We start from the raw sequence: 16,335 nt of genomic DNA on the forward strand, positions 1-16,335 counted from the left end.
CGTCGCCTGCCGACCGCTATGCCCTGGCCCGCCGAAACCCACCATCCCCGCTAGAACACGTTCCACAGAACGCTGCTCGGTCAGGCTAACTTCGCAGTTCGCGGAGTGTGAAGGTGACGTGAGACACAATTTCACCTCAGCTCCGCCAGACTGCCGAATGGTATGGTTCGCAACTAAGGTCATCTTTCACGGTACATGCCCCTATTTGGGCGGCTACCGTCGCGGTTACCGTCGTCGAAAGGGGTGTCCCGTGGCAGGTGCGGACGCGCTGCGGGTCGCGCTGCTCTCCTATCGCAGCAAGCCGACCTGTGGCGGTCAGGGCGTCTATCTACGGCACCTCAGCCGCGAGCTGGTGGCCCTCGGGCACCGGGTGGAGGTCTTCTCCGGCCAGCCGTACCCGGAGCTGGACGAGGGCGTCATCCTGACCAAGATCCCCAGCCTGGACCTCTACAACGACGACCACCCCTTCAGGACGCCGCCGCTGCGCGAGTTCCGCGACTGGATCGACGCCCTCGAAGTGGGCACCATGTGGACCGCGGGCTTCCCCGAGCCGCTGACCTTCACCCTGCGCGCCTACCGGGAGCTGAAGAAGCGGGTCGGCGACTTCGACGTCGTGCAGGACAACCAGACCCTCGGATACGGCCTGCTCGGCATCCAGAAGCTCTTCCCGGTGGTCGGCACGATCCACCACCCGATCAGCGTGGACCGGCGGATCGAGCTCCAGGCCGCCAAGGGGATGAAGAAGCTCAGCATGCGCCGCTGGTACGGCTTCGTCCGGATGCAGAGCCACGTCGCGCCCCGGCTGAACCCGATCCTGACCGTGAGCGAATCCTCCCTCGCCGACATCCACCGCGACTTCAGCGTGCCGCAGGCGAACATGCGGCTCATCCCGCTCGGCGTGGACACCCGCTACTTCCACCCCCGCCCGCACCTCCCCCGGCGCAAGGGCTCGATCGTCGCGGTGGCCAGCGCCGACTCCCCGATGAAGGGCGTGGCCACGCTGCTGCGCGCGGTCGCCAAGCTCGCCACCGAACGCGACGTGAACCTCACCGTCGTCAGCAAGCCCACCCCCGGCGGCCCGACCGAGAAGCTGGTCGCCGAGCTGAGCCTGCACGACCGGGTGCGCTTCGTGCACGGGATCTCCGACACTGAACTGGGCGAGCTGATCGCGACCTCCGAGATCTCCGTCGTGCCCTCCCTCTACGAGGGGTTCTCGCTGCCCGCCGTCGAGCACATGGCCTGCGCCACCCCGCTGGTCGCCAGCCGTACCGGGGCGCTGCCCGAGGTGGTCGGCGATGCGGCCGTCCAGGTGGCCCCCGGCGACGCCGAGGAACTGGCCGCCGTCCTGCGCCGGCTGCACGACTCCCCGCGCGAGCGGGAGGAGGTCGGGCGGCGCGGCTACGAGCGCGTCATGGAGCGCTACACCTGGAACGTCGTGGCGAAGCGGACGGCCGAGACCTACCGCGAGGCCATCGCCGCCCGTACGGCCGGCACGAGATAACCCTACGAGGAGGCGCATTGCTGACCGTCGATTTCGGACGCCTGCCGGTGGGACCGGGCGACCGGGTGCTCGACCTGGGCTGCGGAGGCGGGCGGCACGCCTTCGAGGTGCTGAGGCGCGGAGCGCACGTGGTGGCCTTCGACCAGGACGCGGCCGAACTGGACAACGTCGCGACCATGTTCAAGGCGATGGACCAGGCGGGCGAGGTGCCCCCCGGCACCGGCGGGGACACCGTGGTCGGCGACGCGCTGGACATGCCCTTCGACGACGGCACCTTCGACTACGTGATCGCCGCCGAGGTCCTTGAGCACATCCCGGACGACATGGCGGCCATGCGGGAGATCGTCCGGGTGCTCAAGCCCGGCGGCCGGGTCGCGGTCACCGTGCCCAGCTTCCTGCCCGAGCGGATCTGCTGGGCGCTGGACGAGGACTACCACACGGCCCCCGGCGGGCACGTGCGGATCTACACGCTGGCCGAGCTCCAGGCGAAGCTGAAGTCCGCCGGCCTGGAGGTCGGCGGCCACCACCACGCCCACGGACTGCACGCGCCCTACTGGTGGATCAAGTGCGCGGTCGGCGTGAACAACGACGACCACCCGCTCGCCAAGGCGTACCACGAGCTGCTCGTCTGGGACATCATGAAGCGCCCCCCGTTGACCCGGCTCGCCGAGGCCGTGCTCAACCCGGTCATCGGCAAGAGCGTGGTGGTCTACGCCCGGAAGCCGGCATGACGCCTGGCACCGAGATCCCCGAGGTCGCGGGGGTGCTCAGCCGCGAGCAGGTGCTCCAGACGGCCAAGAGCATCGCCGCGGTGCAACAGGCCGACGGCGGCGTACCCTGGCCCGAGGGACACGTGGACGCCTGGAACCACGTCGAGTGCCTGATGGCCCTGACCGTGGCCGGCCTCACCGAGGAGGCCAGGCGCGGCTACGACTGGCTGGTGCGCCACCAGCGCCCGGACGGCTCCTGGCCGATGAAGATCCTCGACGGCCGGGCCGCCCAACCCGCCGGGGAGTCCAACCACGCCGCCTACATCGCGGTCGGCGTGTGGCACGAACTGCTGGTGACGGGTGACGAGGCGTTCGCCCGTACGATGTGGCCGGCCGTACGGCGGGCGCTGGACTTCGTCGTGGACCTGCAGACCCCGCGCGGCGAGATCGTCTGGCAGCGCGGGCCCGACGGCGCCGCCGCCCCCTACGCGCTGCTCACCGGCTGCTCCTCCATCCACCAGGGCCTGCGCTGCGGCGTACGGCTGGCCGAGCGCCTCGGCGACCCGCAGCCGGAGTGGGAACTCGCCGCCGACCGGCTCGGCCACGTGGTGGCCGCGCATCCGGAGGCGTTCGCCGACAAGAGCCGGTTCTCGATGGACTGGTACTACCCCGTGCTCGGCGGCGCCGTGCGCGGACCCGATGCCCACGCCCGCGTCGCCGGGGACTGGGAGCGGTTCTACGTGCCCGGCCTCGGCATCCGCTGCGTCAGCGACCAGCCGTGGGTCACCGGGGCCGAGTCCTGCGAGCTGGTGCTGGCGCTCGACGCCATGGGCGACCGCGACCGCGCCCTGCGCGTCTACACCGACATGCAGCACCTGCGGCACGAGGACGGCTCTTACTGGACCGGCTGGCAGTTCGTCAACCGGCGGCACTTCCCGAACGAGCAGTCGGCCTACACGGCCGCCGCGGTCATCCTCGCCGCCGACGCCCTCTCCGGCGCCACCCCCGCCGCCGCCCTCTTCCGCTCCGTCACCACCCCCGCCCCCACCGGCTCCCCACACTGCGGCTGCCACCCCGAACTGACCCCGAGCTGACCCGCCCACTCCCTCGCCGATCCCACCGGCCCCCCACACTCACCCCACCGTCACCCGAGCCATCGCCGCTCACCCCACCGCCGCATCACCCCGGAACACCGCTCGTGTCACCTCCAGGACGCCGCTCGTGCCACCCCCGAGGTGCCGTCGGAGGCCGTCCTCGCCGCTCGTCGCGAACCTGCGGAACACCGGCTGGGGCGGCGCGGGAAACCGACGCCCGGCGCCTTTCTTTAATGGGCATCTCTTTGCGGCGGGTGGGCGGGGATGTGCTTGAGAGGCCGATGGCCGGTCGTTAGCTTCGACGGAGACCTCATCGGTCCATGCGTTCGGGGGAAGCATGCACAATGCCGAGGAACAAGGGGTTCCCGTCTCCGGTATGCCAGTGAACGTCGCGATCGTCGGTATGGCCTGCGTCCTCCCCGACGCCAACGGGCTCGACGCGCTGTGGGAGACCGTCCTCACCCGGCGCCGCGCCTTCCTCCCAGGTCCGGGCGGCCAGGTGGCCCGTATCGAAGGCTGGACCCCCTCGGCCGAGCCCTTCGAGATCCCGGGCCTCGACGAGCCCCGCTCACACACCGCCCCCAACGGCACCACCGGGTTCACGGGCACCACGGGAGGCACCGGGGGCACCGGCGTCGGAGGCATAGACAGCACCGGAAGCACCGGCCGCCCTGCGTCCCGCGACGATCCGGCGCGGCTGCTGGCGGCCGACACCGCCCGGCGGGCGCTCGCCGACGCCGGGTTCCGCGCGGCGGAAGGGCTGGATGGCCTGCGCCTGTCGGTCGTCATCGCCAACCTCCCGCCAATCCCGAAGTCCTACGACGAACACCTCTACGGCGAACTCCCCGCCACCGCCGTCGAGATCCTCACCCACTACTTCGACCGGCGCGGCGTCTTCCCCCTGGACGACGCCGGCACTCCGTCCATGCCGGCCCTGATCGCCGCCTGCCGTACCCTGCGCGACGGCGGCGCCGACCTCGCCCTCGCGGGCGGCGTGGACCTCGACCTCTCCAGCCGCGCCATCTCCCCACCCCCGCCATCGAGCCTCCCCGGCTACACCCCGCCCCCGCCATCGAACCTCCCCGGGTGCACCCCGCCCCCGCCCTCAGGACTCCCCGGCCACGCCGCGTGCCCGCAACCGCCGCCGCACCTGCCCGGCGGGACGCCACGGCCGGTCGGACACCAGTACGGCGAGACGCCTCGGCCGTTCGGGCACTGGGACGGCGGGACGCCTCGGCCGTTCGGGCAGCGGGACGACGGCCTGCGGCCCGGTGAGGGGTGCGGGGTCATCGCGTTGATGCGCACGGCCGACGCGCGCGAGCGGGGGCTGCGCATCTACGCGGAGATCGCCGGGTGGGGCGTCTCCTCCGACGGCCACGGCGGCCTGACACTGTCCGAGGTGGACGGCCGCCTGCTCGCGATGCGCCGCGCCTACGCGCACGCGGGCGTACGGCCGAGCGCGGTCGCACTCTTCGAGGGACACGATCCGTCCCGGCGCGGCGGCGTCGGCCTCACCGCCCTCACCCGCCTGCTCCGTGACCACTCCACCGGCCCCTCCCGCGTCCCACCCCAGTCCCGGCACAGGACCGCCCCGGCAATCCCCCGCCCGCCGGAGGCCCCCACGGACCCGGACCACGCCGACCACCCCCACCCTCCCGACGAGAGCCCCCGAGCCACGTCGAAAACCACCGACAACGGAACCACGGTGAACAAGCCCACCACCAACGGAACCACGGGGAACGGGGCCACGGGGGACGAGGCCACAGGGGACGGAACCACCGCGAAGGGAACCATAGGGAACGGGACCACCGCGAACGGGGCCATGGGGGACGGAACCACGGGGAACGGGACCACCGCGAGCGGAGCGGCGGCGGACGGGGCCATCGGGGGCGGGATCACGGGAGATCGGACGCCGGGGTACAAGGCCATCGGGAACGTGATCCCGAGGAACGGGACCACAGGAAGCAGGACCCCGGGGAACAAGGTCACCGGGAACGGGGCCATCGGGGGTGGGCTCGGGTGGGCGGTGGTGGGCGCGGTTGAGGGGAACGTCGGGCACGGTGGGGCTGCGGCGGGGGTGGCCGGTGTGATCAAGGCGGCGCTGAGCATCGCGTACGGCGTGCTGCCGCCGGCCGCCGCCGAGCACCCGCACCGGCTGCTCGCCGCCCCCGGCACCCTCCTGCGCGTGCTGTCCCGGCCGCGTCCCTGGCCCGCGCGGGGGCCGCGGCACGCGGGCGTGAGCGCGATGGGCTACGGCGGCGTCAACACCCACATAGTCCTGCGCGAACCCCCGCCACCACCGGCGAACGTACCCCGGACCCCACCCGGCACCCGCCCGGGCGACCTGCGCGGAACCTGGCGGGAACCCGCCCACAGCATCCCACCCGCCGACGCGCACCCCCCGCGCCACGACCACGACAACCCGCCCGGCCACCCCCATCCGCCCGGCCACGCCGATCTGCCCGACCGCGACAACCCGCCCGGCAACCCCCATCCGCCCGGCGACGACAACCTGACCAGGAACGCGCACGGAACCCTGCCCAGGAAGGGGATAGGAGTGGTGACCATCTCGGGGACGGCCCCTTCCACGCGGGAGCCGCTGGTGTTCGCGCTGACCGGTGCGGACGGCCCGGCCGTGCGGCCGGTGCTCGAACGCATCGCGGACCAGGCGCCGCGCTGGACGGAGGCGGAGCTGCACGACCTGGCCTGTGCCCTGGCCGCGGAGGCGGCCTGCGGGCCGTTGCGGGTCGGGCTCGTCGCGGGGACGGCGGAGGAACTGGCCGCGCGGGCGCGGACCGCCGCCGGGCGGCTGGCCGGGCTGTGCCAGGCCCGGCTGTCCGTCAGCGCCGGGGTGTACCTGGGCGCCGGCGTACGCGGGCGGGTCACGCTGCTGCTGCCGGGCCAGGACGCGCCCGTGCGCCGCCAGGAGGAGTACGGGCGGTCGGCGGTGGGCGACATGCCCGCGGACACCGCCATCGCCCAACCGGCGATCTTGGAGGCTTCGCTGGCGGCGCTGCGCGAGCTGGACCGGCTGGGCCTCGACGCGGGGGCCGCGGTCGGGCACGGCCTCGGCGAGATCACCGGGCTGGTCTGGGCGGGCTGCCTGTCCGCGCTGGCGGCGCGCAGGCTGGTACGGCGGCGCGGCCGGCTGATGAGCGAACTGGGCACCCCCGGCACCGGCATGATCAGCGTGGCCACCACCAGGGAGGGCACGGAACGCCTGGTCAGAGGTACCGGGATGGTGATCGCGGCGGCCAACGGACCGACCGCGCACGTGTTGTCCGGGCGCGACTCCGAGGTGCTGCTGATCGCCAAACGGGCCGCGGAGGAGGGCATGCGGGCCAGCGTGCTGCCGGTCACCAGGGCGCTGCACTCGCCGCACGTCGCCGTCTGCGCGAGCAAGTTCGCCGAATGCCTGCAAGGGGTGTCGTTCGGCCCGCCGCGGCGGATGCTCGTCTCGACCGTGACCGGCCGCCCGATCGGGCCGCGCGAGGATCTCGCCGAACTGCTCAAGGCGCATCTGATCGTCCCGGTGCGCTTCTGGGACGCGCTGGACCAGGTGGTGGACAGCACCGACCTGTTCTGCGAGGCGGGGCCGGGCCGGGTCCTCGCCGCGCTGGCGGCCCCGACGGGGGTGCCCGCGGTCGCCACCGACACCTTCGGCCCGGACGGCGTCGCCGCGGCCGAGACCGCCGCCGCCCTGTGGGCGTGCGCCGCGATCCCGGACCTCACGCCGCTCTACGCCGGGCGCCCAGCCCGGCCGATGGACATCTGGCGGGACCGCGTCTTCACCGGCGACCCCCGCCACCTCTTCCGCGTCCCCCGCCAGGGACCGTGACCCGCACCCCGGCCCGTACCGACCGGCAACCGAAAGCCAGAGGCCGAGAACCGGAAGCCAGAGGCCGAGAACCGCGAACCGGGAACCGGAGGCCGCGAACCGCGAACCGGGAAGCGCGGCTTCGGTAGGTGTTGACCGGAGGGGTCAGCCGATGCCCGGGCCCACCCGCTCCAGCACGCGCAGTGAGCCCTCGTGCCGGATCTCGCGGAAGGCGCCCGAGTCCAGAGCCCGGCGGTAGACGCGGTAGGGGGCCTGCCCGCCGTCCTGCGGTCGTTCGAACACGTCGTGCACGGCGAGTACGCCGCCGGGCATGACGTGCGGCGCCCAGCCTTCGTAGTCGGCCCTGGCCGGCTCCTCGGCGTGCCCGCCGTCGATGAACAGCATGGCCAGCGGGGTGTTCCACAGGGCGGCCACCTGCTCGGACCGGCCCACGACGGCGATCACCTCGTCCTCCAGCCCGGCCGCGGCGATCGTGCAGCGGAAGACGGGCAGCGAGTCCATCTTGCCGAAGCGGGGGTCCACGAGCGTGGGGTCGTGGTGCGCCCAGCCGGGCTGGATCTCCTCCGAGCCCCGGTGGTGGTCCACGGTGACCACGACGGAGCCGGTGTGCCGGGCAGCCGCGCCGAGGTAGATCGCGGACTTGCCGCAGTAGGTGCCGATCTCGCAGATCGGCCCGCGCGAGCCGTACGCGCAGGCCACCTCGAACAGGGCCAGCCCCTCGGCGGGCGGCATGAAGCCCTTGGCACGCTCGGCGGCGTACAGCAGATCGGGGGGCATGGTCGCGTCGGTCATCAGGGTCCTTTTCCTGCGGTTTTGCGAAGCTTGCGGCAGTATGGGCAGCCAAGACTACCGAGGTCACGGCGTCACGCCACCCAACCGAACAACCTTCCGGCGACCACTTGCCCGGCTTGTTGCAACCTGTTCTACTTGGCACCGTGAATCAGCGCGCCCGCATCGTGATGTCCGACGACGAGATCGCCGCCTTCATCGGGGATTCGCACAAGTTCCAGCTCGGCACGATCAACCCCGACGGCACGCCGCACATGGTGACCATGTTCTACGGCCTGACCGGGGGCAGGGTGTCCTTCTGGACGTACGGCAAGGCGCAGAAGACCCGGAACATCGAGCGCGACCCCCGGGTGACCTGCCTGATCGAGGCGGGCGACGACTACTCCGAGCTGCGCGGCGTGATGATCTACGGGACCGCGCGCAGGCTGGAGGACGTGATCTCCGTCGGGCTGGCGGTGACCCGGCGGATGCCCGGCCTCGGGGAGGCGGGCGACGACGGCCTCCGCGAGTACGTCGAGCACACCGGGCGGAAGAGAGTCGCCTACGCCGTCGAGCCTTCGCGCGTGGTCTCATGGGACCATCGCAAGCTCGGCGCGACGACGTCCGCCTGACGTATCACCGTTGTGGAGGTGACTCCAGATGAAAGTCAAAGTCGACTACTTGGTCTGTGAGGCCAATGGAGTCTGCATGGGGCTCGCACCCGAGGTCTTCGACCTCGACGACGAGGACCAGTTGCACGTTTTGCTGCCCGAGCCACCGGCGGACCTGTCCGACCGGGTACGGCACGCGGCGCGTTCCTGCCCCAAAGCCGCCATCTCCCTAGAGGAGTAAACCCCCCTTCCAGGAGGTATCGCCCATGCGAGCCGCGCTGCTGCACGCCGTCGGAGACGACAAGCTCGACATCCGAGACGACTTCACCCTGGCCCCGATGGGCCCGAACGACGTCCGGGTGAAGGTGCGGGCCACTGGCGTCTGCCACTCGGACCTGTCCGTGCTCACCGGGGTGCTGCCCATGCCGCTCCCGGTCGTCCCCGGCCACGAGGGAGCGGGCGAGGTCCTCGAAGTGGGCGACCACGTGACCGGCGTCAAGCCGGGCGACCACGTGATCGTCAACTGGACCCCGGCGTGCCAGCAGTGCGACAGCTGCCTCAACGGCCAGCCGTACCTGTGCCTGACGTACGTCATGGACAGCTTCGTCAACGCCCGGTTCCGCTACGGCGGTGACACGCCCGCCTTCGGCATGGCCGGGTGCGGCACCTGGGCCGAGGAGATCGTCATCCCGCACCAGGGCGCGATCAAGATCGACTCGGACGTGCCGTTCGAGGTCGCGGCCCTGATCGGCTGCGGCATCACCACGGGCGTGGGCGCGGTGCTCAACACTGCCCGGGTACGCCCGGGGGCCACCGTCGCGGTCGTCGGCTGCGGCGGCGTCGGGCTGGCGGTGATCCAGGGGGCCCGCATCTCCGGGGCCACCACGATCCTGGCCGTCGACCCGCTGGAGTCCAAGCACGAGCTGGCCAGGAAGGTGGGCGCCACGCACGCCTGCACGCCGGACGCGCTCGCCGACACCATCGCGTCGGTGACCGGCGGGCGCGGGTTCGACCACTCCTTCGAGGTGGTCGGCAAGTCGGCGGCGGTCAAGACGGCCTGGCGGGCGGCCCGCCGGGGCGGCGACGTCATCGTCGTCGGCGCCGGCGCGGCCGACGACATGGTCACCTTCCCCGCCTTCAGCCTGCTCTTCGAAGGCAAGAACCTGCTCAGCTCGCTGTACGGCGGCTCCGACGTCCGCCACGACTTCCCCTACTTCACCAGCCTGTGGAAGGCCGGCAAGCTCGACCTGGAGAGCATGATCAGCTCCCGGATCAGGCTGGCCGACCTCAACGACGCGGTCGCCGCCCTGCGCGGCGGCGAGGTCCTGCGCCAGATCGTCGTCATGGACTGACCTCGGGCCCCCGGCCCCGCACCGGGGCCGGGGGCCCGTGTGACATCGTCACGAAGCGCGCCCCCGGTCGGTGGCGCGGCCCTCGGCATCGACCAGTCCGCGCTCGGCCAGCCGTTCCCTGGCCTCCGCCCACTGCTGGCTGGTCCAGCCGCGTCCGGCGAAGTTGGCCTCCGGGGCGGCGCCGACCGCGGCGAAGGAGACCAACGCCTCACAGCCGTCCAGCCCCGCCGCGAGCAGGGCGGCCGCGTGTCAGCGTTCGTGGCTGCTGGTTACGGTATGGTCGCGCGCCATCCGGCGCGGGCCAGACGGATCACACCATCGGGTTCGATCCAGACGCGCGCCCCACGCAACGGTAGTTCACCTTCCACCAGCCATCGATGCCGGATGTCATCAGGGATGTCCCACAACCGGCGCGAGCCGCCCTGGCGGACAACGGGAAGCTCGTCCCCGACGGCGCTCGCAACCGCCCACGAGCCGTCCTCATGAATCATCCACGCCGTGCGGCTACCGTCATTCGCGCGGTAGAAGTGTTCTATGCCGGGCGCCGTCACTTCGAGCATGGAGGCCAGATCCCAGGCATCGGACACGTTCACTACCGGGTAGCGGCCTTCAGTGACTTCCTCGTCTTCTCCATCCTGGATCGCCTCGAACCGCCCTTGCAGGCCGGGTGGGTAGTCCGGGCCAGTGCGTGTCTCCATGAACGCCGCACGATCCCACTCCACTCTCCCAACTGCTCCGCCGTCATCGGTCTTGTTGGCGGTGATGATCAGCGAGGTGTTCGCGATGACCGCTACCAGTCGACCGCCAGGACGAAGCGCGGTCAGCCAGCCAGGTGGGATGGACTGGACCGACACCATGGCTACGATGCGGTCGTACTCGCCAGGCAAAGCGCCCGTGGCATCGCAGGTGAGCACCTTCGGATGCAGGTCGATCGCGTCGAGGCGTTCAGCAGCGACCTCGGTCAAGTAGGGGTCGACGTCAATGCTGGTCACGTGTTCGTCGCCGAGCTGGTGGCAGAGGAGGGCCGCGCTATAGCCCGAGCCGGTGGCGACGTCGAGCACCGCCGCCCCAGGGGGTACGTGCAGATGCCGGAGCATCGCCACGACCAGGCCCGGCAGCGTAGAAGAGGACGTAGGCCGACCGGGCGGATCGTCGTCGGGCTGAGCATGGTCCGCATGCAACGGCCCTACCTGTGTGGCCAGCGTTTGGTCACTGTAGGCCGCCGCCATCCACGACTCAGGGTCTGACGGCCCATCGCGGAACACCCAGTGCCCCTTCGAGTCGTCCCACCAATGGGGCACCAACAGGTGTCGGGGGATGTTTGCTACCGCCCCGTACCAGCAGCCCCGATGGGTTACCTCATGAGCCAGCGTTTGAGCGTGTTCCTGCCAGGTCACCGCCGGCCTCCTTCTTCTGGTCTGGTGCGCAGAACTTAGGGTTGCACGCCGGCTTGAAGCCATTAGGCCCGGCGCCTGCCAGGTGGCAGGCGACGGGCCTGCTGATTTCGGTGTCGGCAGGCCGCCGACGCACAGCTGGTTCATGCTGGCGACCTGCTGCTGTTCTATGCGGGGACGCGGAGTTCCTGACGTACGCGGTGGCGAAACTCTTGCGCGCAGGTCTCGGCGTTCCAGGGTTTCAGCGCCTCAAGGAAGTGCCGGACGTAGGTGAGAGAGCGAGTGGAGGCGACCTGCGACAGGATGTCCACGGCGCGGTGCCCGAAGTGCAGGCCCTCGTCGAGACGGCGGGCCTGGAGATGGGCGGAGCCGACGATGGCGTTGCGCATGCCGCAGGAGCGGGTGTAGGCGTCGGCAGGCATGGTGGCCAGTTCCTCGAAGCGCATCACCATATGCGGCATCTGGAGGTCCCGGTGGATCTCGGTGGCGTCGGCGGCCAGCCGGGCGTAGGTGAAGAAGTCGATCCAGCCGGGGTCGGGATCGTCGGGGCGGGCCTGGCTGAGCAGTGTTTCGGCTTGGGCCAGGGCCAGCCCTGCGGCGCGGCTGGCGTGGGCGCGGGCGTGCGCGCGGGCTTCGACGAGTTTGAAGAACGCCAGGGTCCGGGGTGTCGCGCGGTGCCGGGCGCGTTCGTAGGCGCCTTGGGCCATGTCGATGGCGCCGTCGCAGAAGTCGTTGAGCCCGGCCTGCAGTGACATGGAGGCCAGCACGTAGCCGCCGAGCGCGACGTCACCGGCGGCGCGGGCCAGCCGCAGGGCCTGGATGTAGTGCCGCTGGGCGCGGGCCTGATCGCCGACGTCCCAGGCCGAGTAGCCGGCCAGGCGGCCGAGTTGGGCGGTGACGGCGAACAGGTGGCGGCCCACGTCGTCGCTGTAGGTGCCCTTCAGCAGGGGACGGCACGCTCGCGCAGGCAGGAGTCCACCATGGAGGCGCCCCAGGAGCCGCCGCCGTACTTGGAGTCGCTGCGGCGGGCGTGCTCGGCGGCCTCGTGGAGTTCGGCGATGTCGGCGGCGCCGACGCGGCGGGCTCGGGGGCGGGGGCGTTCGATGGTGGCGCTGGCATCGGCGGGCTGGATCAGCCACCGGGTGGTGGGCATGGCGAAGGCCGCGGCGGCGAATGTCAGGTGGTGGAAGGCGCGGCGGTTCACCTGGTCTCCCAGGACCCACCAGGCGGTGGCGGTGTCGATAGCGGTCGGAAGCTCACGAGGAAAATCCAACCCGATCTCGGGGGAGGTTGTCGCCGGTGGCGGCATGCCAATTTCGATCACGCTGACGGGGCGGCCCAGCCGTTCGGTCAGGGCGGCGGCGATCGCCTGCGGAGTGGGCCAGCGGGGGGTCATCCCGGAGATCCAGTTGGCGACGGAGGTGTGGGTGTAGCTGGCGGGTTTTCCCTGCGCCTCGCAGTGCTGGTTGACCCGCGCGGCCAGGGCCTTGTGGCTGGCGCCTGAGGCGGCGATCAGTTTGGCCAGCGCCAGGTTCGGGCGGTGCCCAGATGCATGGTGCACGTCGGTGGTCTCTACAGCCACGACGCCTCCTGGAGGCTCGGCAGTCCGTTCCCACGCGCCTGGCACCCAGGGTAACGCCGCCGGGGCTGACCGTGAACCTGATCCGTGATTTGTGAGCCCCCTCGTGAGCCCTCCCCGGACCGGCCGCCCGTGAGGTTCCGTGAAGGGGCACCAACCGGCTCTCACGACCGGGCCGGTGCCAACCAAGGAGGTGAGCGCACGTGTCCCTGGAAACGCTTGTGGGCACGAGGGTGCTGGTGACGAGAGCCGGAGGGTTGATCGGCAGCCGCCTGACGGCCCAACTGCGCCGGATCGGCGCGCGACCGGTGTCGGTGTGCAAGATCGACGCCTATCCCCGCCGGGTCTACCACGACCACTTCAAGATCCTGCTGGACGACCTGGACTTCCATGTCGGCGACATCGCCGAGCCCGGCATGGTCCACGCGCTGATCAGCGGGTGCGACTATGTGATCCACGCTGCGGCCCTGGCAGATGTGGCCGCGTGCACCCGTCAGCCGCTGGATGCCATCAAGGCCAACGTCATCGGCACGCAGCGGGTGCTGGAGGCCGCCGCGGCGACGCCGAGCGTGCGGCGGGTGGTGTTCGTCTCTTCGGCCAGCGTCTACGGCAACCAGGACCCGCTCCCCGGCGAGTTCGCCGAGTTCACCGAGGACGCGCCGCTTCGGCCGCTGTCGGTCTACGGCAGCACCAAGGCATGGGGGGAGTTCCAGACCGCGGCGGTGCTGGGCGAGGCCGGCATCTCGTACGCGATCGTCCGGTACTTCTCGGTCTACGGCGAGCCGCAGATCATCAAGGAGAACAGCCACTCGTGGGTGGTGGCCTGGTTCTGCATGCGCGCCGCGCTCGGGCTGCCGCTGCATCTGCACGGCGGCGGCCGTCAGGTGCGCGACCTGGTGCACGTGGACGACATCGCCACCGGCACCCTGCACGCCCTCATCGCGCCCGCCGCGCACAACCAGACCGTCAACATCGGCACCGGCGTCGGCACCACCATCCGCGAGGTCGCCGAATTGGTCCGCCTCCACTACCCGGACGTCACCGTGGATGACACGCCGCTGCCGCCCGGTGACCCGCAGGGAGGTTACGCCTGCACCCGCCGGATGGGCGAGGTCCTCGGGTGGCGGCCCGGCATCACGGTCGCCGAGGGCATCGCCCGGTATGCGGCGTGGCTGAAGAACACACCCGAAGCCATCCCCTCGTGGCTGCGCCAGCCCGCCGCCACCCGGCCCTGACTCCGCTTGTCGCCCCCTTGGGGCCTTCCCCGTCGAGGAGGAGCGTATGCCGTCGCGATCACAGCCTGCCGTCCCGCTCTGGGAACTGGCTCAGTTGGGGCGTCTGCCCGCGCACCAGGCCATGGACCAGCCCACCTTGACATGGATCGCCAGGCACCGACCCGAGCAAGCGGTCCGCACGGTGGCGGTGGCGGACCTGCCCGTGCTGCTGGTGCCGGAGGCCACCTGGTTCACCAGCGGGCAGGCCGCCGACGGCATCCACGGCGTCCGGCATAACGCCCGGGTCTGTCTCCTGGCTGCTCTGCTGGCCCAGCACTATCGCCTGGAGGGCGACCAGGCCGCCGCCTTGTGCCTGGCGGCCGCCGTCCATGACTGCCGTCGTCGCGACGATCGGGCCGATCCGGGGCACGGGCGGCGGGCCGCGGCGTGGCTGTCGCATCACCACCCGGTTGTCACAAGCGCGTTCGGCCTGGACCTGTCGGCGGAGTCGGTGGCAGTCGCCAGCGCGGCCATCAGCCTGCACGACGTCGCCTACCCGGCCTTCTCCCCCGCCCAGCACCGCGCCTACCGGCGAGCCGAGCCTGTGACGGATCTGCTGAAGGCGGCCGACTGCCTGGACCGCTACCGGCTTGCGCTGCCCCGGTGGTGGCCCGACACCTCACGGCTGCGCGTGAGCGTGCCGAGCTGGCTGCACGGCGTCGCCGCCGATCTGATGCTGCACAGCGAGCAAGCCCACCTCGACGGCGCCTCGCACCCCGACGCCCTCACCCACGCCCGCCAGATCATCTCCCGCCTGCCCTAGGAGGCCCCATCGTGGATCACGACGTCATCGTCCCCGGCGCGGCCCTGGCCGCGGCGTCCCTCTGGGAGGACGCCCACACCGACTACGGCCCCGGCCACCGCCCGCGACCGACCCCCCGTGGTCTGGCCGCCGGCGCGGCCGAGTGGCAGTCCTACCTGGAAGAGCAGACCCCCAATGGATGGCTGCTGCGCTCCGGCTCCCTGCTGGAGATGCTGGACAGCGGCCAGCCGATCTATCTGATGCACACCACGACGTACCTGGACGACATACGCGCCAACCGCCAGCTCTACCAGGCCGCCGGATGCCTGGTCGGCGCGCTGTATTGCGCGCCGCTCGCGCGCGAGGGTGACGGGCTGCGCCCGCACAATCTGGGCGCATGGCTGCTGGAGAGCAAACCCCACACGCGCACGATCGTGTTCGAGGTCGCCAGCGGTCGTCCGGTGCCCGCCAAGGGGGTTGACTATCTTCGCCTCGGCGGCGTGCATCTGCGCACTTATGCAGACCACCGTGTCTTTCTCACCCCGGAGGAGGACGAACAGCTTCGCCGCGCGAGCGTGCACCGCATCCGGCAGGTGGCCGCCTTTCTCGACGTACTGCTGGCCGGCGCGTGCGGGAGCGACACACTGGCCAAGCCGTTCCTCGACCAACTCGCCGCCACGGTGCCAGTGGTGCCGTTCCTCGGCTACCTGTACTTCGAGGTGGTAGCCGAATACCTGATGCTGTATTCGACCTGCCGGCAGACCCAGCAGTGTGCCCAGGCCGGGGAGATGAACAACCGCCTGTACAAGCAGTTGGCGTTCGCGGCGGTGGACACGATGGGCCAGCTGTTCGATCTGGCGCTGTTCCGCCCCGACCACGACCGGCTCCGGCACCTGGTTGGACAGATCGAACCTGCTCTGGCCGCGGGCGTGGTCGACTACACCCGCCGCCGCCTGGCGCATCTGTTCGCCTGCGTGGCGCTGGACCCCTCCCAGGATGCCACCGCCGTCACCTTCCACCAGGCCAGCTTCGGCGGCCTGGCCCGGGTTGCTCCGGGATTGCTGGGACAGATGGTCTTCCGGTTGCTGCGCACCAGTCCCCGCTACCCGCAACTGTTCCCGATCTTCGAGCAGGCCAAGGCGACCGCGGCGTCTGCCTACTGGAACGCGCAGAAGATTCCCACGCCGTTCAACGGCGTCACCCCCAAAGGGGAGATCGGCCTCAACCTGGCCTGGCCCACCGGCGCACGCACCTGGACGGCTGAGACCTGTCAGCGCGGCCTGCTGCATCCCACCGAGGAACTGGCGCTCGCCTTCGTCCCGCGTCTGGCGGATCTGCGTGGGACCGCCCTGGGCCGCGCCCGCTTCCGCCTGCCCGCCACTCCCCGCACCGGCGCCAGCGCCGAACCCCCCGCCACAGCTCTGTCGGCGGCCGTCACCGTCTCGAACAACCACTGATGACAAGGGAGTTGA

General features: G+C 71.3%; 13 protein-coding genes and 1 pseudogene. 10 read left to right on the forward strand and 4 right to left on the reverse strand.

Going from position 1 to position 16,335, the window contains the following annotated elements:
* The first annotated feature begins 250 nt into the window (after positions 1-250).
* The 4 genes from QSK26_RS06655 to QSK26_RS06670 all read left to right on the forward strand — a co-directional run bounded on the left by QSK26_RS06655 (position 251) and on the right by QSK26_RS06670 (position 7,143).
* On the forward strand, positions 251-1,501 hold the full coding sequence (locus QSK26_RS06655; RefSeq protein WP_285774073.1) for a glycosyltransferase family 4 protein: 1,251 nt from the start codon (positions 251-253) through the stop codon (positions 1,499-1,501).
* 17 nt (positions 1,502-1,518) lie between these two features.
* Positions 1,519-2,232 (forward strand): class I SAM-dependent methyltransferase, encoded by a 714-nt coding sequence (locus QSK26_RS06660; protein WP_285774074.1) that lies wholly within the window; start codon positions 1,519-1,521, stop codon positions 2,230-2,232.
* On the forward strand, positions 2,229-3,305 hold the full coding sequence (locus QSK26_RS06665) for a glycoside hydrolase family 15 protein (RefSeq protein WP_285774075.1): 1,077 nt from the start codon (positions 2,229-2,231) through the stop codon (positions 3,303-3,305). The genes QSK26_RS06660 and QSK26_RS06665 overlap by 4 nt, the downstream gene beginning before the upstream one ends.
* A gap of 376 nt (positions 3,306-3,681) precedes the next feature.
* The gene (locus tag QSK26_RS06670) at positions 3,682-7,143 is read left to right on the forward strand and encodes an acyltransferase domain-containing protein (RefSeq protein ID WP_285774076.1); all 3,462 of its coding nucleotides are present in this window, start codon (positions 3,682-3,684) and stop codon (positions 7,141-7,143) included.
* Between the two features lie 144 nt (positions 7,144-7,287).
* On the opposite strand, the gene QSK26_RS06675 is transcribed toward QSK26_RS06670, so the two are convergent.
* The gene (locus QSK26_RS06675) at positions 7,288-7,935 is read right to left on the reverse strand and encodes a class I SAM-dependent methyltransferase (RefSeq protein WP_285774077.1); all 648 of its coding nucleotides are present in this window, start codon (positions 7,933-7,935) and stop codon (positions 7,288-7,290) included.
* 143 nt (positions 7,936-8,078) lie between these two features.
* Between QSK26_RS06675 and QSK26_RS06680 the strand changes: the two genes are divergently transcribed.
* Genes QSK26_RS06680 through QSK26_RS06690 form a run of 3 tightly spaced genes read left to right on the forward strand, consistent with a single transcriptional unit; the run spans position 8,079 to position 9,874 of the window.
* A complete protein-coding gene (locus QSK26_RS06680) occupies positions 8,079-8,543 on the forward strand; it encodes a pyridoxamine 5'-phosphate oxidase family protein (protein ID WP_285774078.1) in 465 nt (154 codons plus the stop codon).
* A gap of 28 nt (positions 8,544-8,571) precedes the next feature.
* Positions 8,572-8,763, forward strand: coding sequence for a ferredoxin (locus QSK26_RS06685; protein ID WP_285774079.1), 192 nt, complete (start codon positions 8,572-8,574; stop codon positions 8,761-8,763).
* 25 nt (positions 8,764-8,788) lie between these two features.
* The gene (locus QSK26_RS06690; protein WP_285774080.1) at positions 8,789-9,874 is read left to right on the forward strand and encodes a Zn-dependent alcohol dehydrogenase; all 1,086 of its coding nucleotides are present in this window, start codon (positions 8,789-8,791) and stop codon (positions 9,872-9,874) included.
* 48 nt (positions 9,875-9,922) lie between these two features.
* Here QSK26_RS06690 and QSK26_RS06695 read toward each other — a convergent pair whose 3' ends face one another.
* The 3 genes and pseudogenes from QSK26_RS06695 to QSK26_RS42090 all read right to left on the reverse strand — a co-directional run bounded on the left by QSK26_RS06695 (position 9,923) and on the right by QSK26_RS42090 (position 13,015).
* Positions 9,923-10,078 carry a helix-turn-helix domain-containing protein gene (locus QSK26_RS06695; protein ID WP_285774081.1) on the reverse strand — a complete coding sequence of 52 codons (156 nt, stop codon included), beginning with the start codon at positions 10,076-10,078 and terminating at the stop codon, positions 9,923-9,925.
* A 65-nt stretch (positions 10,079-10,143) separates the two neighbouring features.
* Positions 10,144-11,271 (reverse strand): methyltransferase domain-containing protein, encoded by a 1,128-nt coding sequence (locus QSK26_RS06700; RefSeq protein ID WP_285774082.1) that lies wholly within the window; start codon positions 11,269-11,271, stop codon positions 10,144-10,146.
* 164 nt (positions 11,272-11,435) lie between these two features.
* Positions 11,436-13,015: pseudogene (locus tag QSK26_RS42090) on the reverse strand (NsdA family TPR-like regulatory protein).
* Between the two features lie 35 nt (positions 13,016-13,050).
* Between QSK26_RS42090 and QSK26_RS06715 the strand changes: the two are divergent.
* From QSK26_RS06715 to QSK26_RS06725, 3 genes are read left to right on the forward strand one after another with little or no spacing between them, the layout of a single operon-like run.
* Complete coding sequence (locus QSK26_RS06715) at positions 13,051-14,082, forward strand: NAD-dependent epimerase/dehydratase family protein (protein ID WP_285774085.1); 1,032 nt, start codon at positions 13,051-13,053, stop codon at positions 14,080-14,082.
* A 46-nt stretch (positions 14,083-14,128) separates the two neighbouring features.
* Positions 14,129-14,884 (forward strand): hypothetical protein, encoded by a 756-nt coding sequence (locus QSK26_RS06720; protein WP_285774086.1) that lies wholly within the window; start codon positions 14,129-14,131, stop codon positions 14,882-14,884.
* An 11-nt stretch (positions 14,885-14,895) separates the two neighbouring features.
* A complete protein-coding gene (locus QSK26_RS06725) occupies positions 14,896-16,320 on the forward strand; it encodes a hypothetical protein (protein WP_285774087.1) in 1,425 nt (474 codons plus the stop codon).
* Positions 16,321-16,335 lie beyond the last annotated feature (15 nt).

The organism is Microtetraspora sp. NBRC 13810, from assembly GCF_030268685.1.
Taxonomy (GTDB): domain Bacteria; phylum Actinomycetota; class Actinomycetes; order Streptosporangiales; family Streptosporangiaceae; genus BSRQ01.

Excerpts from the sequence above, each read along its gene's own strand:
- QSK26_RS06665 (WP_285774075.1), top strand. The coding sequence starts at position 2,229 with ATGACGCCTGGCACCGAGATCCCCGAGGTCGCGGGGGTGCTCAGCCGC.
- QSK26_RS06670 (WP_285774076.1), top strand. The coding sequence starts at position 3,682 with ATGCCAGTGAACGTCGCGATCGTCGGTATGGCCTGCGTCCTCCCCGAC.
- QSK26_RS06675 (WP_285774077.1), bottom strand. The coding sequence starts at position 7,935 with ATGACCGACGCGACCATGCCCCCCGATCTGCTGTACGCCGCCGAGCGT.
- QSK26_RS06685 (WP_285774079.1), top strand. The coding sequence starts at position 8,572 with ATGAAAGTCAAAGTCGACTACTTGGTCTGTGAGGCCAATGGAGTCTGC.
- QSK26_RS06690 (WP_285774080.1), top strand. The coding sequence starts at position 8,789 with ATGCGAGCCGCGCTGCTGCACGCCGTCGGAGACGACAAGCTCGACATC.
- QSK26_RS06720 (WP_285774086.1), top strand. The coding sequence starts at position 14,129 with ATGCCGTCGCGATCACAGCCTGCCGTCCCGCTCTGGGAACTGGCTCAG.